At 70.6% G+C, this 22,282-nt stretch carries 21 protein-coding genes; 7 read left to right on the top strand and 14 right to left on the bottom strand.

Translation table 11 applies throughout. From position 1 onward, the window contains the following. Positions 1-5: 5 nt before the first annotated feature. Positions 6-1,961: a Stk1 family PASTA domain-containing Ser/Thr kinase gene (pknB, locus tag AUV07_RS03615; RefSeq protein ID WP_062633968.1), complete on the top strand. Its 1,956-nt coding sequence runs from the start codon at positions 6-8 to the stop codon at positions 1,959-1,961. A gap of 61 nt (positions 1,962-2,022) precedes the next feature. On the opposite strand, the gene AUV07_RS03610 is transcribed toward pknB, so the two are convergent. Together AUV07_RS03610 and AUV07_RS03605 are read right to left on the bottom strand one after the other, a co-directional pair. After that, complete coding sequence (locus tag AUV07_RS03610) at positions 2,023-3,363, bottom strand: class II 3-deoxy-7-phosphoheptulonate synthase (RefSeq protein WP_062633966.1); 1,341 nt, start codon at positions 3,361-3,363, stop codon at positions 2,023-2,025. Between the two features lie 47 nt (positions 3,364-3,410). Further along, a complete protein-coding gene (locus tag AUV07_RS03605) occupies positions 3,411-4,100 on the bottom strand; it encodes a lysophospholipid acyltransferase family protein (protein WP_062633963.1) in 690 nt (229 codons plus the stop codon). A gap of 151 nt (positions 4,101-4,251) precedes the next feature. On the opposite strand from AUV07_RS03605, the gene AUV07_RS03600 reads away from it, so the two are divergent. Continuing rightward, the gene (locus AUV07_RS03600) at positions 4,252-6,084 is read left to right on the top strand and encodes an AMP-dependent synthetase/ligase (protein ID WP_062633962.1); all 1,833 of its coding nucleotides are present in this window, start codon (positions 4,252-4,254) and stop codon (positions 6,082-6,084) included. A 92-nt stretch (positions 6,085-6,176) separates the two neighbouring features. Here AUV07_RS03600 and def read toward each other — a convergent pair whose 3' ends face one another. From def to AUV07_RS03585, 3 genes are all read right to left on the bottom strand, one after another. Next, the gene (gene def, locus AUV07_RS03595; protein ID WP_062633959.1) at positions 6,177-6,668 is read right to left on the bottom strand and encodes a peptide deformylase; all 492 of its coding nucleotides are present in this window, start codon (positions 6,666-6,668) and stop codon (positions 6,177-6,179) included. Continuing rightward, positions 6,668-8,152 (bottom strand): MinD/ParA family ATP-binding protein, encoded by a 1,485-nt coding sequence (locus AUV07_RS03590; protein WP_062633958.1) that lies wholly within the window; start codon positions 8,150-8,152, stop codon positions 6,668-6,670. Before AUV07_RS03590 ends, def begins: the two co-directional genes overlap by 1 nt. Positions 8,153-8,216: 64 nt before the next feature. Further along, complete coding sequence (locus tag AUV07_RS03585) at positions 8,217-11,624, bottom strand: pyruvate carboxylase (protein WP_062633957.1); 3,408 nt, start codon at positions 11,622-11,624, stop codon at positions 8,217-8,219. A 92-nt stretch (positions 11,625-11,716) separates the two neighbouring features. On the opposite strand from AUV07_RS03585, the gene AUV07_RS03580 reads away from it, so the two are divergent. Further along, on the top strand, positions 11,717-12,529 hold the full coding sequence (locus AUV07_RS03580; RefSeq protein WP_025105105.1) for a ParA family protein: 813 nt from the start codon (positions 11,717-11,719) through the stop codon (positions 12,527-12,529). 69 nt (positions 12,530-12,598) lie between these two features. On the opposite strand, the gene AUV07_RS03575 is transcribed toward AUV07_RS03580, so the two are convergent. The 3 genes from AUV07_RS03575 to AUV07_RS03565 all read right to left on the bottom strand — a co-directional run bounded on the left by AUV07_RS03575 (position 12,599) and on the right by AUV07_RS03565 (position 14,412). Continuing rightward, positions 12,599-13,144 (bottom strand): MerR family transcriptional regulator, encoded by a 546-nt coding sequence (locus AUV07_RS03575; RefSeq protein ID WP_025105106.1) that lies wholly within the window; start codon positions 13,142-13,144, stop codon positions 12,599-12,601. A gap of 99 nt (positions 13,145-13,243) precedes the next feature. Continuing rightward, positions 13,244-13,930 (bottom strand): transcriptional regulator FtsR, encoded by a 687-nt coding sequence (gene ftsR / locus AUV07_RS03570; RefSeq protein ID WP_062633956.1) that lies wholly within the window; start codon positions 13,928-13,930, stop codon positions 13,244-13,246. Continuing rightward, on the bottom strand, positions 13,930-14,412 hold the full coding sequence (locus AUV07_RS03565) for an FHA domain-containing protein (protein ID WP_062633955.1): 483 nt from the start codon (positions 14,410-14,412) through the stop codon (positions 13,930-13,932). The genes ftsR and AUV07_RS03565 overlap by 1 nt, the downstream gene beginning before the upstream one ends. A gap of 100 nt (positions 14,413-14,512) precedes the next feature. Here AUV07_RS03565 and AUV07_RS03560 point away from each other — a divergent pair, with 100 nt between their 5' ends. Beyond that, complete coding sequence (locus AUV07_RS03560; protein ID WP_062633953.1) at positions 14,513-15,166, top strand: copper resistance CopC family protein; 654 nt, start codon at positions 14,513-14,515, stop codon at positions 15,164-15,166. A gap of 9 nt (positions 15,167-15,175) precedes the next feature. Further along, complete coding sequence (lpdA, locus tag AUV07_RS03555; RefSeq protein ID WP_025105110.1) at positions 15,176-16,573, top strand: dihydrolipoyl dehydrogenase; 1,398 nt, start codon at positions 15,176-15,178, stop codon at positions 16,571-16,573. Positions 16,574-16,626: 53 nt separating this feature from the next. On the opposite strand, the gene AUV07_RS03550 is transcribed toward lpdA, so the two are convergent. From AUV07_RS03550 to AUV07_RS03525, 6 genes are all read right to left on the bottom strand, one after another. Then, positions 16,627-17,748 (bottom strand): FAD-dependent oxidoreductase, encoded by a 1,122-nt coding sequence (locus AUV07_RS03550; protein WP_062633951.1) that lies wholly within the window; start codon positions 17,746-17,748, stop codon positions 16,627-16,629. Further along, entirely contained in the window at positions 17,735-18,460 is a 726-nt protein-coding gene (locus tag AUV07_RS03545; protein WP_062633949.1) for a methyltransferase domain-containing protein, read from the bottom strand. The genes AUV07_RS03550 and AUV07_RS03545 overlap by 14 nt, the downstream gene beginning before the upstream one ends. Further along, positions 18,457-19,614, bottom strand: a complete 1,158-nt coding sequence (locus AUV07_RS03540) for a type III polyketide synthase (protein WP_231868189.1) — start codon at positions 19,612-19,614, stop codon at positions 18,457-18,459. Before AUV07_RS03540 ends, AUV07_RS03545 begins: the two co-directional genes overlap by 4 nt. A gap of 62 nt (positions 19,615-19,676) precedes the next feature. After that, positions 19,677-20,288, bottom strand: coding sequence for a CYTH domain-containing protein (locus AUV07_RS03535; protein WP_062633945.1), 612 nt, complete (start codon positions 20,286-20,288; stop codon positions 19,677-19,679). Then, complete coding sequence (locus AUV07_RS03530) at positions 20,281-20,496, bottom strand: hypothetical protein (RefSeq protein WP_025105115.1); 216 nt, start codon at positions 20,494-20,496, stop codon at positions 20,281-20,283. The genes AUV07_RS03535 and AUV07_RS03530 overlap by 8 nt, the downstream gene beginning before the upstream one ends. Positions 20,497-20,543: 47 nt before the next feature. After that, the gene (locus AUV07_RS03525) at positions 20,544-21,014 is read right to left on the bottom strand and encodes a prepilin peptidase (protein WP_062633943.1); all 471 of its coding nucleotides are present in this window, start codon (positions 21,012-21,014) and stop codon (positions 20,544-20,546) included. A gap of 130 nt (positions 21,015-21,144) precedes the next feature. On the opposite strand from AUV07_RS03525, the gene AUV07_RS03520 reads away from it, so the two are divergent. Next, a complete protein-coding gene (locus tag AUV07_RS03520; protein WP_062633941.1) occupies positions 21,145-21,948 on the top strand; it encodes a hypothetical protein in 804 nt (267 codons plus the stop codon). Next, on the top strand, positions 21,945-22,282 hold a 338-nt coding region (locus AUV07_RS17915), incomplete at its 3' end, for a Y-family DNA polymerase (RefSeq protein WP_442922875.1). The genes AUV07_RS03520 and AUV07_RS17915, both read left to right, overlap by 4 nt.

Genomic DNA, 22,282 nt, shown 5'->3' with positions numbered 1-22,282 from the left:
CTGTCGTGACGACCAATCATCAGGCCGACCCCCTCATCGGGCGGCTTGTCGACGGTCGCTACCGTGTACGGGCACGGATCGCCCGCGGCGGGATGGCGACCGTCTACGTCGCCACCGACCTGCGCCTCGAGCGCCGCATCGCCCTGAAGGTCATGCACGCGCACCTGAGCGACGACTCGGCATTCCAGAGCCGGTTCATCCAGGAGGCCCGCGCGGCCGCCCGTCTGGCCGACCCGCATGTCGTCAACGTCTTCGACCAGGGTCAGGACGGCGAACTCGCCTACCTCGTCATGGAGTACCTGCCGGGCATCACCCTGCGTGAACTCCTCCGCGAGCAGAAGCGCCTGACGGTCGCCCAGACGATCACGATCATGGATGCCGTGCTCGCCGGACTGTCCGCCGCGCACCGCGCCGGGATCGTCCACCGCGACGTCAAGCCGGAGAACGTGCTGCTCGCGGAAGACGGCCGGATCAAGATCGGAGACTTCGGTCTCGCCAGGGCCACCACGGCGAACACGGCGACCGGGCAGCAGCTGCTCGGGACGATCGCCTACCTCGCCCCTGAGCTCGTCACGCGCGGTACGGCCGACGCCCGCAGCGACATCTACGCGCTCGGCATCATGCTCTACGAGATGCTCGTCGGCGAGCAGCCCTACAAGGGCGAGCAGCCGATGCAGATCGCGTTCCAGCACGCCACCGAATCGGTCCCCCGCCCCAGTGTGCGCAACCCCGCGATTCCGGAGCAACTCGACGAGCTCGTGCTCTGGGCGACGGAGAAATCGCCGGACGAGCGACCTGACGACGCGCAGCAGATGCTGGAGCGGCTGCGTGAGATCGAGCGCGAGATCGGCGTCGCCCCCGCCGTGACCCGGACGACCGGCTCCGCCCGTGACCAGGCGGACTCCGGCGACCTCACCAAGGTCATGCCGGGCACGATGGTGCTCCCGGAGCCGGCGACGGCCACCTCCGCCGGCATCGACAACGCCACCATCCTCCGTCGGCGGGCCTCGAAGCGCCGCGCCCGCGGCACCTTCCTCCTCTCCCTCGTGCTCCTGCTCGCCGTCCTCGCCGGCGGTGTGGGCTGGTGGTTCGGCTCCGGGCCCGGTTCCCTGATCGCGGTCCCCGAGGTGGCAGGACAGACGTACGAGGAGGCGGCGGCCGATCTCACCGAAGCAGGATTCGTACCGACGCAGCGCGAGGAGTTCTCCGTCGACGTCGATGGGGGCATCGTCATCGAGACCGATCCCGGCACGGGCGCCCGAGTCGACAAGGGCACCACGGTCGCCGTCGTCGTCTCCGCCGGTCCCGCCCCGCACGACCTCGCTGCCGTCGCCGGGCAGCCCGCCGACGACGTGCGCGCGGCACTGGAGGCGGCGAACCTGGAGATCACCGACGACGAGGAGTTCTTCACCGACGCGGAGAACGGGTCGGTGATCGACGTGCGCATCACTCCCCGGGACGGCGGAGACGCCTTCGGCTGCGAAGAGGGCTGCACGGTGCACGAGAAAGACACCGCGACCATCCAGGTGTCACGCGGACCGGTTCCGGATGTCACGGACATGACGGTCAAGCAGGCCACCGAAGCGCTCACCGGCAAAGGCCTCCGGGTCGCCGAGGAGAGCATCTACCGCCCGAGCGACTCCATCGGCAAGGACCGCGTCATCGGATACGCGGACCGGGCGGAGGAAGGCGCGTGGAGGCCGGGCGAGACCATCCAGCTCATCGTCTCGCAGGGTCCGCCGCTCTTCGACGTCCCCGACGTGTCGGGTATGACGCGCAACGAGGCCACCGCGGCCCTGCGTGACGCGGGCTTCACCTGGAGCTACACGAGCAAGACCGGACTCCCCGACTCCGTCTGGGATCTCCTCGCGAACGAGAACACGCGGGTGGAGACGTACAGCCCGTCCGAACCGCAGCGCAAGGGGACACGGATCACGCTCACCATGGGCTTCGCCGGCTGAGACCGAGACGACGAAGGGGCCGGAACATCGTTCCGGCCCCTTCGTGCATCCTCCTCGCGGATCAGCGCTTCTCGAGCTCCTCGGCGACGAGGAACGCCAGCTCCAGGGACTGCATGTGGTTCAGGCGCGGGTCGCACAGGCTCTCGTAACGGGTCGCGAGCGCGGCCTCGTCGATCTGCTCCGAACCGCCCAGGCACTCGGTGACGTCGTCTCCCGTCAGCTCGACGTGGATGCCGCCGGGGAACGTGCCCACCGCGCGGTGCGCCTCGAAGAAGCCGCGGACCTCGTCGACGACGTCGTCGAAGCGTCGTGTCTTGTAGCCGGTCGGAGTGGTGATGCCGTTGCCGTGCATGGGGTCGGTGACCCACAGCGGCTGCGCGCCGGATCCCCGGACGGCCTCCAGCAGCGGGGGCAGCGCGTCGCGGATGCGTCCGGCGCCCATGCGCGTGATGAAGGTCAGGCGTCCGGGCTCGCGCTCCGGGTCGAGCTTGTCGATGAGCGCCAGCGCCGTCTCCGGCGTCGTGGTGGGGCCCAGCTTCACGCCGATCGGGTTCCGGATCTTGGAGAAGTAGTCGACGTGCGCGCCGTCGAGCTCGCGCGTGCGCTCCCCGATCCACAGGAAGTGGGCCGAGGTGTTGTACGGGGTGTCCGTCCGGGAGTCGATGCGCGTCATCGGGCGCTCGTAGTCCATGAGCAGGCCCTCGTGCCCGGTGAAGAACTCGACGCGCTTGAGCTCGTCGAAGTCGGCGCCGGCGGCCTCCATGAACTTGATCGCCCGGTCGATCTCCGCGGCCATGCGCTCGTAGCGCTGGTTGGCGGGGTTCTGGGCGAAGCCCTTGTTCCAGGAGTGCACCTCGCGGAGGTCGGCGAATCCACCCTGCGTGAACGCCCGGATGAGGTTCAGCGTCGACGCCGCCGTGTGGTAGCCCTGCAGCAGACGACCGGGGTCGGCCTGACGCGAGCCCTCGGTGAAGTCGTAGCCGTTGACGATGTCGCCGCGGTAGGCCGGGAGCGTGACCTCGCCGCGGGTCTCCGTGTCGCTGGAGCGCGGCTTGGCGAACTGCCCGGCCATGCGTCCCATCTTGACAACCGGCATGGAGGCGCCGTACGTGAGCACCACGGCCATCTGCAGCACCGTCTTGATGCGGTTGCGGATCTGCTCGGCGGTCGCGCCGGCGAACGTCTCGGCGCAGTCGCCGCCCTGCAGCAGGAAGGCCTGCCCCGAGGCGGCCCGGGCGAGACGGTCGCGGAGGTTGTCGACCTCACCGGCGAAGACCAGCGGCGGAAGGCTCGAGATCTGCCGGGAGACGTCGGCGACGCGGTCGGCGTCTGGCCACTGCGGCTGCTGCTTGATGGGAAGCGAGCGCCAGGCATCAAGGGCTTCGATGTGGTGCGGGAGCATGCGTCCAGCCTAGTGGGCGGCGACACCGCCGAGACGCGCCCTGGAGCCTATGTGACGCGGCCCGGGAGGCGGTCCTTGACGGTCGATGCGTAGACGTCCTCGTACTCCTGCTGACCGAGCCGCTGAAGCGCCACCATGATCTCGTCCGTGACCGAGCGGAGGATGTAGCGGTCGTTCTCCATGCCGGCGTACCGGGAGAAGTCGAGGGGCTCGCCGATGACGATCCCGACCCGCATGACGCGCGGGATCCGCCGGCCGATGGGCATGGCCGTGTCGGTGTCGACCATGATGACCGGGATCACGGGGACCTTGGCTTCGAGTGCCATCCGCGCGATGCCGGTGCGGCCGCGGTAGAGCTTGCCGTCAGGGCTGCGGGTGCCCTCCGGATAGATGCCGAGGAGGTCGCCCCCGCCGAGCACCTGGAGACCCGTGTTGAGCGATGCCTCCGAGGCCTTTCCGCCCGAGCGGTCGATAGGGAGCTGCCCGGTCGCCTTCATGAAGAAGCGGGTGGACCACCCCTTGAGGCCCCGCCCGGTGAAGTAGTCGCTCTTCGCGAGGAACGACATGGGCCGGTCGATCACGAGCGGGAGGAAGATCGAGTCCGCGAAGGAGAGATGATTGCTGGCGAGGATCGCCGCTCCGGTCGCGGGCACGTTCTTCCGCCCCACGATCCAGGGGCGGAACACGGCCTTGACCACAGGGCCGATCACGACGTACTTCATCAGCCAGTAGAACATCGAGGTGAAGTCTAGCGCCGTGTCGCGGATCGTCCCGCTGTTCCCCCTCGCCACCTCGGGAAAGCGACTCAGTTTCACCCTGACCGCGACCCGGTGCCATGCCCTAGACTCGGACCAACGCCCGTGCCCGACCGGTACCGAAGGAGCTGCCGTGGTCCAGTTTGAAGTCCCCGCGATCGTCCCCGCCGATCCCGACGCGAACGTCGCCGACCTGCTTGCGAAGCGCGTCGAGGCGACTCCCGACCGGGCGCTGTTCTCCGTCCCGCAGGGCGACGGATGGCGCGACATCACCGCCGCCGACTTCGAGACCGCGGTGATCGCGCTCGCGAAGGGCTTCGCCGCCGCGGGCATCCAGCCCGGCGAGAAGGTGGGCTTCCTCGCCCGCACCACCTACGAGTGGAGCCTCGTCGACTTCGCCCTCTTCTACGCCGGTGCGGTGATGGTGCCGATCTACGAGACCAGCTCGCCGTCGCAGATCCAATGGATCCTCGAGGACTCCGGCGCGATCGCCCTCCTCGTCGAGTCGCCGGAGCACTTCGTCCGCGTGGACGAGGTGCGCGGCGACCTGCCGCTGCTCCGGGAGGTCTGGCAGCTGCACCTGGGCGCGATCGACACGCTCACCGCCCAGGGGGCGTCGGTCTCCGACGAGGAGATCCAGCGCCGCCGGAACCTCGCCGTCGGCTCCGACATCGCCACCCTCATCTACACCTCGGGTTCCACCGGGCGACCGAAGGGCTGCGTGCTCACCCACAGCAACTTCGTCGAGCTGTCCCGCAACTCCGCGAAGGCGCTCGACGAGGTCGTGCAGACGCCGGGGTCCTCCACCCTCCTCTTCATCACGACGGCACACGTCTTCGCCCGCTTCATCTCCATCCTCAACGTGCACGCGGGGGTGCGCACCGGTCACCAGCCGGACACGCGCCAGCTGCTCCCGGCCCTCGGCTCGTTCCAGCCCACCTTCCTCCTCGCGGTCCCCCGCGTGTTCGAGAAGGTCTACAACTCCGCCGAGCAGAAGGCCGAGGCGGGCGGCAAGGGCAAGATCTTCCGCGCCGCGGCCGACGTCGCGATCGAGCACTCCCGGCTGCTGGAGGAGGGCAAGAAGATCCCGTTCGGGACGAAGCTCAAGTTCGCGCTGTTCAACAAGCTCGTCTACTCCAAGCTCCGCGAGGCCATGGGCGGCAAGGTCGTCTACGCGGTGTCGGGCTCCGCTCCCCTGGGCGCCCGCCTCGGTCACTTCTTCCACAGCCTCGGCGTCGTGATCCTCGAGGGCTACGGCCTGACCGAGACGACCGCGCCCGCGACGGTGAACCTCGCCTCGAAGTCGAAGATCGGCACCGTCGGTCCCGCCCTCCCCGGCGTGGGCGTGCGTCTCGCCGACGACGGCGAGATCGAGGTGCGCGGCATCAACGTCTTCAAGGAGTACTGGAACAACCCGGAGGCCACCGCCGAGGCGTTCAGTGACGGCGGCTGGTTCCACACCGGCGACATCGGCAGCTTCGACGCCGACGGGTTCCTCACGATCACCGGACGCAAGAAGGAGATCATCGTCACGGCGGGCGGCAAGAACGTCGCTCCCGCGGCCCTGGAGGACCCGATCCGCGCGAACCCGATCGTCGGGCAGGTCGTCGTCGTGGGCGACCAGCGTCCGTTCATCTCGGCGCTCGTCACGCTCGACCCCGAGATGCTGCCGACGTGGCTCGCGAACAACGGCCTCGACGAGAAGATGACGCTGGCGGAGGCCTCGACCAACCCGCAGGTCCGCGCCGAGGTGCAGCGCGCGGTCGACGCGGCGAACGAGCGGGTGTCGCGTGCGGAGTCCATCCGCAAGTTCACGATCCTCGACTCGGAGTGGACGGAGGCCTCGGGCCACCTCACCCCGAAGCTGTCGATCAAGCGGAACATCATCATGAACGACTTCGCCGCCGAGATCTCCGCGATCTACGACGAGCCCGTCGCCACCACCAACGTCGCGATCGGCGGCTGACGCCCCTCGTCGACCCACCCCCTTCTGACCGAACCGGCCCCTTGCGCTCGCGCGTAAGGGGCCGGTTCGTACGAAAAGGGGTGGGTCGGCAGCTAGAACCAGGAGCTCTCGCGGACCTCGCGCATCGCGACCTTCCGGGTCTCCGGGTCGAGCCGGGAGAGGAAGAGCGTGCCGTCGAGGTGGTCGGTCTCGTGCTGGAGCGCCTGCGCGAGCAGCCCCTCACCCTCGAGCACGACCGGCTGCCCGTCGAGGTCGATCCCCTCGACCCGGGCCCAGGGGTGGCGCTGCGCGTCGTGCCAGAGTCCGGGGACGGAGAGGCAGCCCTCCCCCGTGGGCTCCGGCTCGCCGCGCACCTCCGTCAGCACGGGGTTGAGGACGTACCCGATCTCGCCGTCGACGTTGTAGCTGAAGGCGCGCAGCGCGACGCCGATCTGCGGGGCCGCCACGCCGGCGCGCCCCGGAAGCTCGACGGTCTCCAGGAGATCGGCGACCAGGGCGCGCACGCCGTCGTCGATCTCCTCGATGGGCGCGCACACCGTCCGCAGGACCGGGTCGCCGAAGATGCGGATCTCTCGAACCGTCATCAGGCGGCCTTCGTCCGGAGGCCCTCGACGAGGAGCGCGGCGAGTTCCCGCGCCGCCTTCCGGGTCTCGGGGAGGAGGTTCGCGAAGACGATCGTCCCGCCCGCGGCGATCTGCGGGTCGTACGGCACGCGCACGACGCTGCGGGCCCGCGACGCGAAGTGCGCCTGCAGCTCTCCGAGGCGGACGAGCGGCGTGCCCGGGGTCGACTGGTTGAGCACCACGATCGCATCCCGCGCCTGCTGCGCGTACCCGTTGGTCTCCAGCCACGTGAGCGTCTCGGAGGCCAGTCGCGCCTCGTCGACGCTGAGGCCGGAGACGATGACGATCTGGTCGGCGAGGTCGAGGGTGGCCGACATCACTGAATGGACGATCCCCGTCCCGGTGTCCGTGAGGACGAGCGAGTAGTAGTGCGCGGCCACGTCGGCGACATCGCGGTAGTCGCTGTCGCTGAAGGCTTCGGCGACACGGGGATCGGCGTCCGACGCGAGCACGTCGAGGCGTGTCGCATCCCGAGCCACGATCGCGGAGATGTCGTGGTAGCCGCGCACGTCGTCCCGGATGCGGACGAGGTCGCGCACGGACTTGCCGTGCGCGGCGCGCTGCACCCGGTCGGCGAGAGTGCCCCGATCGGGGTTCGCGTCCACCGCGATGACACGGTCCTCCCGCGCGTCCGCGAGGGCCATGCCCAGGAGCGCCGTGACGGTGGTCTTGCCCACCCCGCCCTTGCGGGAGAGCACCGGCACGAAGCGGGCGCCGCCGGCGAGCGGGGCCGCGATGCGCGCGGTCAGCTCCTTGCGCTCGCGCGCACGGCGCCCGTCGCCGATGTTCAAACGCCGACCGGACAACGTGTAGAGCAGGTGACTCCACCCGCCCTCGGGTTCGGGCTTGGCCACCCGGTGCGGGTCGAGGAGGCGATCGGTCGTGAGGAGGTCCGCGGACTCGCGAGCGGACTCCCCCAGCTCCCCCAGACGCTTCGCGGTGAGGGTCACATCCGACCGCGGCGCCGGACGTGCGGGCGCGGAGGCCGCGGGTGTGTCGTCGGCTTCGGGCATCGTGGTCTCCTTCTGCACGGGCACCTGCGGGTCCCGCGCCGGTTTCGCGGCCGGGACCTCCGCACGGTCGGCATCGGCCTTCGCGACGAAGAGGGCGGCCGCCTTCTCTTCAGCGGCCCGCTCCGGCGCGGCAACCACGGTCGGCACCGGCTCCTCCACCACGACCGCGTCGATCACCTCGTGGATGCGCGGCGGGTCGAGGACGGGCGTCGGCGCGGAGGGGAGGGTGAGGTCGTCGACGACGAGATCGATCCCGACCTCTCCTTCCACCACGCCGTCGTCGGCGAGGTCGTCGTCCTCCTCCGCCGGCAGCGTCACCCGCACCTGCGCGGTCCCGCCGAGGATGCCGATGCCGGCGGTGTCGACGGACGCAGCGTCGTCGAGCACTCCCAGCGGACTGTCCTCGGGATCGGCGTTGTTCTTCGCGGTCACGTGTCACTCCAACCTGTGCGGGCCTCGGGATGCGCCCAGGGTGCGCGGCCTCGCCCGGACAAGATTAGTGCGCCGGTCGGATCACGACCAAAAGATCACCCGCGTCCACCTGCTGCGTCTCGGCGATGGCATGCCGCTCCACGACCCCGTCCACCGGGGCGGTGATGGCGGCCTCCATCTTCATCGCCTCGATCGACGCGACCGGCTCACCCGCCCGCACGGTCGCCCCCACCTCGGCCTTGAGCGTGACCACGCCGGAGAACGGCGCGGCCACCTGGCCGGGCACCGACGTGTCGGCCTTCTCCACCTCGTGCGCGTCGACAGCGATCGAGCGATCGCGCACGAACACGGGCCGGAGTTGACCGTTCAGAGTCGTCATGACGGTGCGCATGCCCTTGTCGTCCGCCTCGCCGATGGCTTCGAGACCGACGTAGAGCTGTACCCCTCGGTCGATCTCGATGAGGTGCTCCTGGCCGGGGACCAGCCCGTAGAGGTAGTCGCTCGTGTCGAGCACGGACAGATCGCCGTACTGCTCGCGCCGCTCCGCGAACTCCGCCGTGGGGGCGGGGAAGAGCAGCGTGTTCAGGCGAGAACGGCGCTGCGCGCTCGTCCCGGCCAGCTCCGCCTCGTCCTGCTCCGTCAGCGCCGTGAGCCCCGTGCGCACGGAACGCCCCGCGAGTACCTTGGAGCGGAAGGGCTCCGGCCAGCCACCGGGGAGGTCGCCGAGTTCTCCGGCCATGAACCCGACCACGGAGTCCGGCACGTCGTACTTCTCGGGGTTCGCCTCGAAGTCTGCGGGGTCGGCCTTCACCGCGGCGAGGTGCAGGGCGAGGTCGCCCACGACCTTCGACGACGGGGTGACCTTCGGCACGCGTCCGAGGATGCGGTCCGCGGCGGCGTACATGTCCTCGATGAGCTCGAAGTCGTCCGCGAGGCCGAGAGCCTTCGCCTGCTGCCGGAGGTTCGACAGCTGTCCGCCGGGGATCTCGTGGTGGTACACGCGCCCCGTGGGCCCCGGCAGCCCGGACTCGAACGGCGCGTACTGGCGACGCACCGCCTCCCAGTACGGTTCCAGGTCGGAGACCGCGGCGAGGGAGATCCCACTGTCCCGCTCCGTGTGGGCGAGGGCGGCCACGAGCGACGACAGCGACGGCTGACTGGTCGTGCCGGACAGCGGGGCCGACGCGGCGTCCACCGCATCGACGCCGGCGGCGCTGGCCGCGAGGAGGGTGGCGAGCTGTCCGCCCGGAGTGTCGTGGGTGTGCAGGTGCACGGGCAGGTCGAAGCGCTCCCGGAGCGCCGAGACGAGCTTCGCGGCGGCGGCGGGACGGAGCAGTCCCGCCATGTCCTTGATCGCGAGGATGTGCGCACCCGCGGCGACGATCTGATCCGCGAGCCCCAGGTAGTAGTCGAGGGTGTAGAGCTCCTCCGCCGGATCCAGCAGATCGCCGGTGTAGCAGAGCGCGACCTCCGCGACGGCCGTCCCCGTGGCGCGGACCGCCTCGATCGCCGGGCGCATCTGCTCCACGTCGTTGAGCGCGTCGAAGATGCGGAAGATGTCGACGCCGCTCGCCGCCGCCTCCGCCACGAAGGCCTCGGTCACCGCCGTCGGGTACGGCGTGTAACCGACCGTGTTCCGGCCGCGCAGCAGCATCTGGATCGCGACGTTCGGCAGGGCCGCGCGCAGCTTGTCGAGCCGCTCCCAGGGGTCCTCGCCGAGGAAGCGGAGCGCCACGTCGTAGGTGGCGCCGCCCCAGGCCTCGACCGACAGCAGCTCCGGTGTCAGCCGGGCGAGGTACGGAGCGGCGGCGACGAGGTCCTTCGTGCGGACGCGGGTCGCGAGCAGCGACTGGTGCGCGTCGCGGAACGTCGTGTCCGTGATCGCGAGCGCGCTCTGCGCACGCAGACCGTGCGCGAACTCCTCCGGGCCGACCTCGAGCAGCCGCTGCCGGGAGCCGGGCGCGGGTTCGGCGGCCAGGTCGATCGGCGGCAGCTTGGTCGCGGGGTCGATGACGCCGGGATGCGCACCGTGCGGCTTGTTCACCGTCACGTCGACGAGCCAGTTGAGGATCTTCGTCCCGCGGTCCTTCGACTCGCGTCCGCGGAGCAGCTCCGGACGCTCGTCGATGAAGGACGTGCTGACGTCGCCCCGGATGAACGCCTCGTCGTCGAGCAGCGCCTGGAGGAAGGGGATGTTCGTGGAGACGCCGCGGATGCGGAACTCGGCGAGGGCACGGCGCGCGCGGGCGACGGCGGCCGGGAAGTCGCGTCCGCGGCACGTGAGCTTCGCCAGCATCGAGTCGAAGTGCGGGCTGATCTGAGCGCCCTGGTGCACGGTGCCGCCGTCCAGGCGGATCCCCGCGCCGCCGGGCGAGCGGTAGGTCGTGATCTTCCCGGTGTCGGGGCGGAAGCCCTGCGTCGGGTCCTCCGTGGTGATGCGGCACTGCAGTGCGGCACCCCGCAGGTGCAGATTCTCCTGCTGCAGTCCCAACTCGGCGAGGGTCTGCCCCGCGGCGATGCGCATCTGGCTCTGCACGAGGTCGACGTCGGTGACTTCCTCGGTCACCGTGTGCTCGACCTGGATACGCGGGTTCATCTCGATGAACACGACCTCGCCGGCGCGCTCCCCCGCCGTCTCCAGGAGGAACTCGACGGTGCCCGCGTTCTCGTAGCCGATCGAGCGCGCGAACGCGACGGCGTAGCCGTGCAGGGCCTGGCGCACGTCGTCGTCGAGGTTGGGGGCGGGAGCGATCTCGACGACCTTCTGATGCCGCCGCTGCACGGAGCAGTCCCGCTCGAACAGGTGCACCGTCTGACCGGTCTTGTCCGCGAGGATCTGCACCTCGATGTGCCGGGGCCGCACGACGGCCTGCTCGAGGAACATGCGGGGGTCGCCGAAGGCGCTGCCGGCCTCCCGCATGGCCTCGGCGAGGGCAGGGCCGAGATCGCCCATCGTCTCGACGCGCCGCATGCCACGACCGCCTCCCCCGGCCACCGCCTTGGCGAAGAGGGGGAACCCGATCTCCTCCGCCTGGGCGACCAGGGCGTCGACGTCGTCCGAGGCCTCGGTGGACCGGAGCACGGGGACGCCCGCTTCGACGGCGTGGCGCTTCGCCTCCACCTTGTTGCCGGCCATCTCGAGGACCTTCGCCGGCGGCCCGATGAAGACGATGCCGTTCGCTGCGGCCTTCTCCGCCAGCTCGGGGTTCTCCGAGAGGAAGCCGTAGCCGGGGTAGATGGCGTCGGCGCCGGCCTCGGTCGCGACGCGGATGATCTCGTCGACGTCGAGGTAGGCACGGACCGGATGGCCGCGCTCGCCGATCTCGTACGCCTCGTCGGCCTTGAGCCTGTGGACCGAGCCGCGGTCCTCGTGCGGGAAGACGGCGACGGTGCGCGCCCCCACCTCCACGGCCGCTCGGAATGCCCGGATCGCGATCTCGCCACGATTCGCCACAAGGATCTTCTGGAACATGCACACCTCTGAGAGCTCGATGCACGGCCGAAGCACGCACATGGGGCGGGGCTGAGTGTTCCCCCAGCCTAGGGGAAGGTAACGTGGAGTCCGTGCACGTACTCAGCGTCAGCTCTCTCAAGGGAGGCGTCGGCAAGACGACCGTGACACTCGGGCTGGCCTCCGCGGCTTTCGCCCGGGGTGTCCGGACGCTCGTCGTCGACCTCGACCCGCAGTCCGACGTCTCCACCGGGATGGACATCCAGGTCGCGGGACGACTCAACATCGCCGATGTGCTGGCGAACCCGAAGGAGAAGACCGTCCGTCAGGCGATCACCTCCAGCGGCTGGGCCAAGGTCCACCCCGGCACGATCGACGTGCTGATCGGCAGTCCGTCCGCCATCAACTTCGACGGCCCGCACCCGAGCGTCCGGGACGTGTGGAAGCTCGAGGAGGCCCTCGCGGCAGTTGAGGCCGACTACGACCTCGTGCTCATCGACTGCGCCCCGTCGCTGAACGCCCTGACGCGCACGGCGTGGGCCGCCAGCGACCGCGTCATGGTCGTCACCGAGCCCGGCCTCTTCTCCGTGGCCGCGGCGGACCGTGCGCTCCGCGCGATCGAGGAGATCCGCCGGGGCCTCTCCCCGCGCCTCCAGCCGCTGGGCATCGTGGTCAACCGCGTCCGTCCGCAGTCGATCGAGCACCAGTTCCGCATCAAGGAGCTGCGGGACATGTTCGGTCCCCTGGTGCTCTCGCCCCAGCTACCCGAGCGCACCTCGCTCCAGCAGGCCCAGGGCGCCGCGAAGCCTCTGCACATCTGGCCCGGCGACTCCGCACAGGAGCTCGCCGCCGACTTCGACCAGCTCCTCGACCGCATCATCCGGACGGGCCGCGTCCCGGTGCCGGAGAACGGACCACAGAGCTGATCCCGCGGAACGACGAAACGGCCATCCTCTTCGAGGGTGGCCGTTCTTCGTGAAGCGGGAGGGGACGCGTCAGGCGGTGCGCTTGGCGCGACGGGCCGACAGCTCGTCGACGGGGTCCGGTGCGGTCGGATCGAACGCGACGAGCGTCGACTCCACCTCGCGGAGGACCTTGCCCACCGCGATGCCGAACACGCCCTGGCCGCGGCTGACGAGATCGATCACCTCGTCGTTCGACGTGCAGAGGTAGACCGAGGCGCCGTCGCTCATGAGGGTCGTGCCGGCGAGGTCGCGGATACCCGCACGGCGGAGCTCGTCCACCGCGGTGCGGATCTGCTGCAGGGAGATGCCGGTGTCGAGCAGGCTCTTGACGAGCTTGAGCACGAGGATGTCGCGGAAGCCGTAGAGGCGCTGCGATCCGGAGCCATTCGCACCGCGCACGGTGGGCTCCACGAGCTCGGTGCGGGCCCAGTAGTCCAGCTGACGGTAGGTGATGCCGGCGGCACGGGCCGCCACGGCGCCGCGGTAGCCGACCTCGTCGTCCATCGCGGGCAGACCGTCCGTGAAGAGGAGTTCGGTCACGAACCGCGGGTCGCCTGCGAGCTCATCCGCATTCATCTGAAATCCTCCCTGGAACGGTTATCTCCACGGTAGAGCAGGGTCCCGGCACCGGCAACGACATCCGTGCGACGCCGAAGGTGTGTCGCAATCAGTTCGTTACGAAAGGATCCGGGTGAGCGCGTCCTTCACGAAGAGCGTCCGCACATCGTCGATCCGCGTGGCCAGCTCCGGGGCCAATTCGTTGGCGCGAGCACGGGACGCCGCGTCCGTGCGACGCAGCAGCGTGGAGAGCGCCGACTCGATGAGCGACACCTCACGCTCGGCGCCCTGCCGCAGGGAGCGCAGGTGCCGAGGCTCGATGCCGTGCCGATCGAGGGCGACGAGCCCGCGGAGCAGCGCGACGGTGGATTCCGGGTACGTCTCCTGGGCGGTGATGACACCCGTGCTGATCGCGTCGTTGAGCAGCTGTGGTCCCGCGCCCGCCGCGGCGAGCAGCTCCTCGCGGCGGTAGCGACGCGGCGCGGGGGCGATGGAGGGCGGCGGCGCGAGCGCGGCGGTCTCGCCGGACGCCTCCGCCTCATCGAGCTGCTCGCGGATCACGCTGAGCGGAAGGTAGTGATCCCGCTGCAGCGTGAGGCCCAGGCGCAGCCGCTCGATGTCGGACGCGGAGAACTTGCGGTAGCCGGATTCGGTGCGGGAGGGGCGGACGATGCCCTGCACCTCGAGGAACCGCAACTTGCTGGAGGTCAGGTCGGGGAACTCCGGGGTGAGGCGGGCGAGCACCTGACCGATACTCAGCAGGCCCGCGGACGCCGAGCGTTCGCGGGCGGGAGTCGCCGCCATCAGGCGTTCGCCGCGCGGTCGAGCGGAGAAGCGAAGAAGTTCAGACGGAACTTGCCGACGCGCAGCTCGGAGCCGTCCGCGAGGGCGCTTCGATCGACGCGCTCCCCGTTCACGTAGGTGCCGTTGAGGGAGCGCTGGTCGATGATCTCGAACGTCGTCCCGGTGCGGGTGATCTCCGCGTGACGACGGGACACCGTGACGTCGTCGAAGAAGATGCCGGCCTCCGGGTGACGACCGACGGTGGTGACGTCGGTGTCGAGGAGGTATCGGGCGCCGGCGAGGGCGCCGGAGCGGACGAGCAGCAGGGCGGAGCCCGAGGGCAGCGCCGCGATGGCCGACTGCTCGACATCGGTCAACTCCACGCCGAACGGCACGAACGACAGATCGGAATCGTGTCCGAACGTCTGCGTCACATCGTGTCTCGGCTCGCCGGAGCGATGGATGGCGGCTTCACCGGCCGGTCGGCTGTCGCTGTCTGTCACTGTGCCCTCCTGGTCGTCCAGACTATCCGATCCGACGGGGTGCGCGGGAGGCCGCTTTCGCACTCAGCGGTCCCATACCGGGGATTCATAGGCTGGACTCGTGAAGACCACAGCCCTGCGCCGCACGGCGGCCCCCATCGCCCTCGCGGCCACCCTCCTCGCCGCGTTCCTCGTCCTCTTCTCCCCGCTGTCGGCCTCGGCCCACGACGCCCTCGTGTCGTCGTCGCCCGCGGCGGACAGCAGCGTGGAGACCCTGCCGGCGGAGCTGACCCTGACGTTCAGCGCCAAGCTCATCGACGGGGAGGGTGCGACGGAGCTCACCGTCACCGATCCGGCCGGCGAGTCCGTGATCGACGGCGCCCCGACGGTCGACGGCGCGATCGTGACCCAGCCCCTGACCGGCTCGGGGCCCGCCGGCGAGTACCGCGTCGTGTGGAAGGTCGTCTCGAGCGACGGCCACCCCACGTCCGGCGAGTTCTCCTTCACCGTCACCGTCGGCGACGAGGGCGCCGCGACGGACGAGCCCACCACCGCTCCCCCGACGGCGGCACCGACGGCGGAGCAGACCGCCACCCCCGAGGCGACCGCGACGACGGCGCCGGACGCCGGAGAAGACGCCGGAGCCGCTCCGGCGTGGATCTGGGTGCTCGTGATCCTCGGCGCGCTCGCGGTGCTCGCCCTCGTCATCTGGCTCACCCTGCGCGGTCGTCGGCGCCCCGCTCCGACCGATTCCGACGCCCCCTCGGAGCGATAGGCTTAAGGCATGCCACATTACGACGTCGTCATCCTTGGTGCAGGTCCTGGCGGATACGTCGCTGCGGTTCGCAGCGCACAGCTCGGCCTGTCCACCGCGATCATCGAGGAGAAGTACTGGGGTGGTGTCTGCCTCAACGTCGGCTGCATCCCTTCCAAGGCGCTCCTGAAGAACGCGGAGATCGCGCACACCCTGAACCACAAGGCCGACTTCTTCGGGATCTCCGGAGAGTTCACGATCGACTACGGCAAGGCGTTCGACCGCAGCCGCGTCGTCGCGGACGGCCGGGTCAAGGGTATCCACTTCCTCATGAAGAAGAACAAGGTGACCGAGTACGACGGCCGCGGCACCTTCACCGGCCCCAAGGCCATCTCCGTCGCGAAGGCGGACGGCTCCACCGAGGAGGTCACGTTCGACAACGTGATCATCGCGACCGGCTCCAAGGTGCGCCTGCTGCCCGGCGTGCAGCTCAGCGACAACGTCGTGACCTACGAGGAGCAGATCCTCTCCCGTGAGCTGCCGAAGTCCATCGTGATCGTCGGCGCCGGCGCCATCGGCATGGAGTTCGCCTATGTGATGACGAACTACGGCGTGAAGGTCACGATCATCGAGTTCCTCGACCGCGCCCTCCCCAACGAGGACGCCGACGTGTCGAAGGAGATCACCAAGCAGTACAAGAACTACGGCGTCGACATCCTCACCTCCACCAAGGTCGAGTCGGTCGTCGACAACGGCTCCTCCGTGACCGTCTCGTACACGGGCAAGGACGGCCAGCAGGCGTCGATCGAGGCCGACAAGGTGCTCATGTCGGTCGGGTTCGCCCCGAACGTCGAGGGCTTCGGACTCGACAAGACGGGTGTGAAGCTCACGGAGCGCGGCGCGATCGACATCGACGACCACATGCGCACGAACGTCGAGGGCATCTACGCCATCGGCGACGTCACCGCCAAGCTGCAGCTCGCGCACGTCGCCGAGGCGCAGGGCGTCGTCGCGGCCGAGACCATCGGCGGCGCCGAGACCATGACGCTGGGCGACTACCGCATGATGCCGCGGGCGACGTTCTGCTCGCCGCAGGTGGCCTCGTTCGGACTCACCGAGCAGCAGGCCAAGGACGAGGGGCGCGAGATCAAGGTCGCGACCTTCCCGTTCATGGCCAACGGCAAGGCCCACGGCCTCGGCGAGCCGGTCGGCTTCGTCAAGCTCATCGCCGACGCCGAGCACCTGGAGCTCATCGGCGCGCACATGATCGGCCCCGACGTGTCGGAGCTGCTGCCCGAGCTCACCCTCGCGCAGAAGTGGGACCTCACGGCTCTCGAGCTGGCCCGCAACGTGCACACGCACCCGACGCTGTCGGAGGCACTGCAGGAGGGCTTCCACGGCCTCGCCGGCCACATGATCAACTTCTGATCCGACGCCTCGAGAAGGCCCGGTCCGCGCATCGCGGACCGGGCCTTTTCGCGTCAGAGGCCGCGCATCGTGATGAGACCGGTCGTCCACGGGCGCAGCGCGGAGGAACCGAGCGTACGCACCAGCCCCTCCCGCGCGGCGACGACCGGCGCGATCGCCGGAGCACCCATCGCCATGAAGAACGCGGAACGACGATGCGCCTTCCGCGTGGTCCGCCGCACCTCCCGGGCGAAGCCGTCCAGAACGGGGACGGCGTCCGGGTCGGTGCGGCGCAACGCGTCCCGCAGGCGGAGCGCATCCGCCCAGCCGAGGTTCATGCCCTGACCGCCGATGGGACTCACCTCGTGCGCGGCGTCCCCGAGCAGGACGATCCGTCCGCGGTGCAGCCGCCGTGCCGCGTGCTGAGCGGCGCGGAACGACGACACCGCCGCCGCGGGGTCCACGTCGAGGCGGCGCCCCGTCCGGCGCCCGACGATGTCCGCCAGCTCGGCGGCGGACGCCACCGCCCGGCCGTCGTCTTCGCGCACCACCCAGCGGCGCCGTCCATCCGGCAAGGGGAAGGACTCGACGAGGCCGTCCGGCTCGAAGTACAGCACGGCGCGATCGTCGGCCTGCGGATCGTCGACGTCGAGCATCGCGTAGCCGGCACTCCCCGACCGCCGGCCCCACCCGGCGCCGAACGCCGCCCGCAGAGCACTCCGCACGCCGTCGGCGACCACCACGACCGACGCCGTCTCCTCGGCGCGCCCATGCGCGCCGTCGATCCCGACCCGGACGAACGGACCGTCGTCACGGACGGACCGGACGACGGAGCCGAACTGCAGCGCATCGGGTCGCAGCGTCCGCAGACGGTCGCGCAGCAGCTCCTCGGTCCGGGGCTGCGCCAGCGTGAGGATCGGACGCTCGGGAGGGAAAGTCAGGGCGGCGAGCCGTCGCCCGCGGCTGCGGACCTCGCCGCTCGACAGGCGGAGCGCCGCGGAGCGGACGTCGGCGCCCACTCCCGCGGCATCGAGAGCATCCAGCCCCGGACGATGGATCCCGATCGCGCGCGTCTGCAGGCCCGGCTCGGCGCGACGCTCGCATACGCGCACCCGACGACCGTCCTGCGCGACGAGACAGGCGAGCAGCAGCCCGACCGGACCGCCCCCGACCACGAGGACGTCATGGTCGACCATCCGTACCCTCCCAGCGCAGCTCCAGACGAGCGGGCAGGTGCGAGCGCACCTCCCAGCCCGGCGGGGCGACGGCCGCGAGCTCCTGCGGAGTGTACGAGCGGCGGATACTCAGGAGACCGTCGACCCGGATGAAGGACCCGGCGAGGAGGTTCCGCGCGAACGGCCAGGTTCCTGCCGCGAACGCCCCGTAGGCCAGGCGGCTGCGGGCGATGTCGTGGTGGGAGATGAGTCCGCGGTCACCCACCAGCGCACGGGAGTCGTCGAGCACCGCGTGCAGTGCTGCGGCGTCGAGGTGGTGGAGGACGTGGTTGGAGAGCACGACGTCATAGGTGTCGCCCGCCGCCACGAGGTCGCCGGAGAGCGCATGGCGATAGTGGATGCCTGCGCCGTCGTCGTGCGCCGACGCCCAGCGGATCGCACGCTCGTCGGCGTCCAGAGCGGTGATGTCGGCACGGAGGCCGTCGCGTCGCAGTCTCCGGACGAGGTCGCGACACAGGTCTCCCCCACCGGCGCCGATGTCGAGGATGCGCAGCGGACGCCCGGCGACCGCCCGCGGGCGGATGTCCCGCCGATACAGCCGCCCGGGGCGCGAGACGACCGCGTTGACGGCGCTGAAGCGCCGGTACGTGCGACCGAGCGCCTCGTCGTCGGCGGCGGGGTCGTCCATGAGCTCGACGAGGTCGACGGCGCGCGCCGACAGATCCACGCTCACGGCGCGGGCGCGACGACGGTCAGCAGCGCGCTCTCGGCGGTGAGCCCCGGGCCGAAGGCCATCGCTGCCACGCGGTCCCCGGGCTCCGCATCCTCCTGCTCGAGGATGCGCTTCAGCACGAACAGCACGGTCGCACTCGACATGTTCCCGTACTCCCGGAGCGTCTCCCGCGCCGGTCGCAACTGCCCGTCACTCAGCGCCATCCGCTCCTGCACGCGATCGAGGATGCTCCGTCCGCCGGGGTGGATCGCCCAGTGGCGCACCCGGTCGCCCACCCGCCCGGCGGCGAAAGCCTCCGCCAGGCCGTCCTCCCGCCCGTAGAGCGGCGCGAGCGCTCCGATGATCGACTCCCCGATGATCTGCGGGACGGCGGTGGAGAGGATCATCTCGAAGCCGGAGTCGCCGATCGTCCAGGCCATGTCGTCCACCCCCTCCGGCACGATCGCCGTGTGGAAGCCGTCGAGCCGGAGCGCGAGGACGGCCGTGGGCAGCTCCCGGGCCGTCACGATCCCCGCGGCCGCCCCGTCGGCGAACAGGGAGGAGGCCACGATGGTGTCCGGATCCTCGGAGGAGCGCAGGTGCAGCGTGCACAGTTCGACGCTGACGACGAGGACGACCGCGTTCTCATCGGCCGCGCAGAACTGTGCGGCGGCGCGGAGAGCCGGCATCGAGGCGTAGCACCCCATGAAGCCGAGGTGATAGCGCTGGACGGCGTCGGACAGGCCGAGCCCGCGCACGATCTCGTACTCGGGGCCCGGGGCGTGGAAGCCCGTGCAGGAGACCGTGATGACGTGCGTCACGTCCGCCGGGCTCAGGTCAGGGTCCGCCTCGAGGGCGCGGCGCGCGACCTCGACGAAGAGACGGGAGGCCTCGCGCGTGTAGACGTCGTTGCGTGCCCTCGTACCCGGCGCCAGCAGCTGCCCGGAGACGCGATCGTAGAACAACGGGTCGTCCGGGGAGGCGTCGTCGGCCAGCTCCGCGATCACGGTGTGCCGCGTGTCGATGCCGGAGACGTTGAACGACGTCGCCACGATGCGCTGCGCCAGCCGTCCCAGGCCGGGCTGGGCGGCGAAGACGTCGCGCACCTGCTCCTGCACGAGGACGGTCTCGGGGACGATCGTCTGCAGCGATCGGAGCACGGGCGGTCGACTCATGTGGTCACTCAACCACCCTGCAACCGCACGCGGAAAGGGGTTGCATCCGAGGAGTCGGCGGCCTAGAAGCCGAGAGCCCGGGCGAGCTTCGAATCGGAGCCCGCCTCACGGCCGCCGGCGGCGTGCACCGCACGCTCGATCGCCGCGAAGAACGTCGCACGACCGGCGTCGTCGGAGGGGCCTGCGGGGCCGAGCTCGACCTCCCACTCCCGCCAGGCTCGGCGAGTCCCGCTGCGCAGGTCGGTCGCGCGCACGTGGTCGTCCACGAACTCCGCCACGACGCCGTCCGGTCCGGTGAGGAGGTAGGCCGTTCGGTCGTTCTCGATGCGTGCGAGAGGCTCCAGCGGCGCAGTGGTCCAGGCGGCGATCGCTGCGCGCACCGCCGTCGGGACCTCCTCGCCGCCGAGGGGCCAGCCCTGCTCGACCCGGCCGTCGCCCTGTCGCGGGCCCTTGATGTGCCAGCCTTCGTCCGGTCCCCCGGAACGACGGCGCACCGCGACGCCGGCACGGGCCAGCGTTCCGTCCGCGGTGTCCAGGTAGCGGGCGTCGAGAGCGCGATGCTCACCGGGCGAGACCGCATCGACGCCGGGGATCGCCGTCCAGTCGGGCAGGGGCGTCCCGTCGTCGACGTCGTACTTGCGCTCGACCTCGACGGTGCGAGAGGGCTCAGTCATCCTCGAGCGTGAGGTCTTCGAGGGCTTCCTCGAACCAGTAGTCGATCTCGGTGGGGCCGTCGCCCTCGCCCGTGTTCTGCGGCTCGCCGCGGCGGTTGTAGACCACCTGCGTCTCGCTGTAGGGGACGATCAGCTTGTCGTCCGCATCGTCGTCGAGGGGGATGATCTGCCCGTCCAGCGGGCCACCGTGAAGTCGCGCGAGTGCCATGTGCCCAGGGTAGCGCCGCCCTCCCCCATTCGGGGCGACCTGCGCGGTCAGCCGCCGAGGACGCCGAGGACGGCCCCCGCGATCATCCACGGCCCGAAGGCGATGCGGGTCCTCCGATCGGCCCGGCCCGCGGCGAGGAGCACGAGCGCGTAGACCGCTCCGAGCACGAAGGCGGACACCGCGCCGAGGAGGAAGGGCCCCCAGCCGTGCCAGGCGAGGACGAGCCCGATCACCAGGGCGAGCTTCACATCGCCTCCGCCCATGCCCGCCCGGCTGAGCAGCCGCAGGGCCGCATAGAAGCCGCCGAGCACGAGGGCTCCGAGCAGGCCCCGCCCCAGAGCGGCGGCGTCGGCGGTGACGACGGCGTCGGCGACCGCCGCCAGGAGCAGCAGGAACAGGGTCGGCAGCACGATGCGGTTCGGGAGCCGGTGCGTGCGCGCATCGATCACGGTCAGCAGGATGCCGATCGCGAGGAGGCCGCCGTGCACGAGGCCGAGGAGGGCGAGACGGATGTCCATCCCGGCAGGGTAGGGGGATCCGGGACGGCGCGGAGCGCCCTGTGAACAACCCGGAGGGCGATGTCGGATGTACGAACTAGCGTCAGTCGCGTCACTTGCTTTATTCGTACATATCTTCGAGGATAGACACATGGGGATCGGGCTCGATGCGATGACCGCGCTCTCTCCGACCAGCGACACCCGCGCCGGAGAGGTCCTGCGACTGCGCCGCGAGATCAGCCGGATGCAGCGGCGGCGCAGCGAGCACACCCTCCTCCCCCTCGATCCCGCCTTCGCCGCGCTGCTGCCGGACGAGGGACTGCAGACGGGCACCTCGTACACCGTCTCCCCCTCGCCCGCCCTCGTGCTCGCCCTGCTCAGCGCCTCCTCCGGCCGCGGGCACTGGTGCGCGGTGATCGGCATGCCCACCCTGGGGGTCGAGGCCGCCGCCGCCTACGGCATCGATCTGAGCCGGCTGATCCTCGTCCCCGACCCGGGGGACCGCTGGCTCGCCGTCGCATCCGCACTGGCCGAGGTGGTGCCCCTGATCGTCGTGCAGCCCACGACGAGGGCACGCGACGCCGATGTGTCCCGGCTCAGTGCCCGTCTGCGCGACCGCGGGTCCACGCTGCTCGTGGCGGAGGAACCGGGAGCGGGGCGCTGGGCGCAGAGCGAGGGGACCATCCGGCTCCACGACCCGAACTGGCATGGGCTCGGCGAGGGGTGGGGGCTGCTCTCGGACTGCACGGTGACGGTCACGGCGCGGACCAGGCACAGCCCTCGCGCCTCGAGCGTGCGCGTCCGACTACCCGGCGGACACGGAGCCGTGGAGACCGCGGCCGCGGAGCTGACCGCTCTGCCACCGCTCGTTCCCTCTGCGACGGGCAGCGCCGTGGCGACAGACGATGCTGTGGCCGGGTCGTCCGACCTCCTCTTCTGGGCGGAGGCAGGATGAACGCCCCGCTCCGCGTCCTCGTGCTCTGGTTCCCCGATTGGCCGCTGCGAGCGGTGCTGGGCGGAGGCCCGCACCCGCCGACGGCCCTGGTGCAGGCGAACACGGTCGTCGCCTGCACCGCATCGGCCCGCGCACACGGCGTCCGCATCGGCCAGCGCCGCCGCGTCGCCCAGGGCCTCCTCTCCTCCTTGCAGGTCCTCCCCCACGACGCCGAGAAGGACGAACGCGCCTTCGTCCCCGTGCTGCAGCTCATCGAGAAGCACGCCCCGGGCGTGACGCTGCTGCGCCCCGGCCTCGCGATCCTGCGCGCCCGCGGCATCGCCCGCTATCACGG

The sequence above is a fragment of the Microbacterium sp. CH1 genome, assembly GCF_001595495.1.
Classification (GTDB): domain Bacteria; phylum Actinomycetota; class Actinomycetes; order Actinomycetales; family Microbacteriaceae; genus Microbacterium.
The sequence above is the reverse complement of the archived record's forward strand: the minus strand, read 5'-3'. Positions and strand labels throughout refer to the sequence as shown.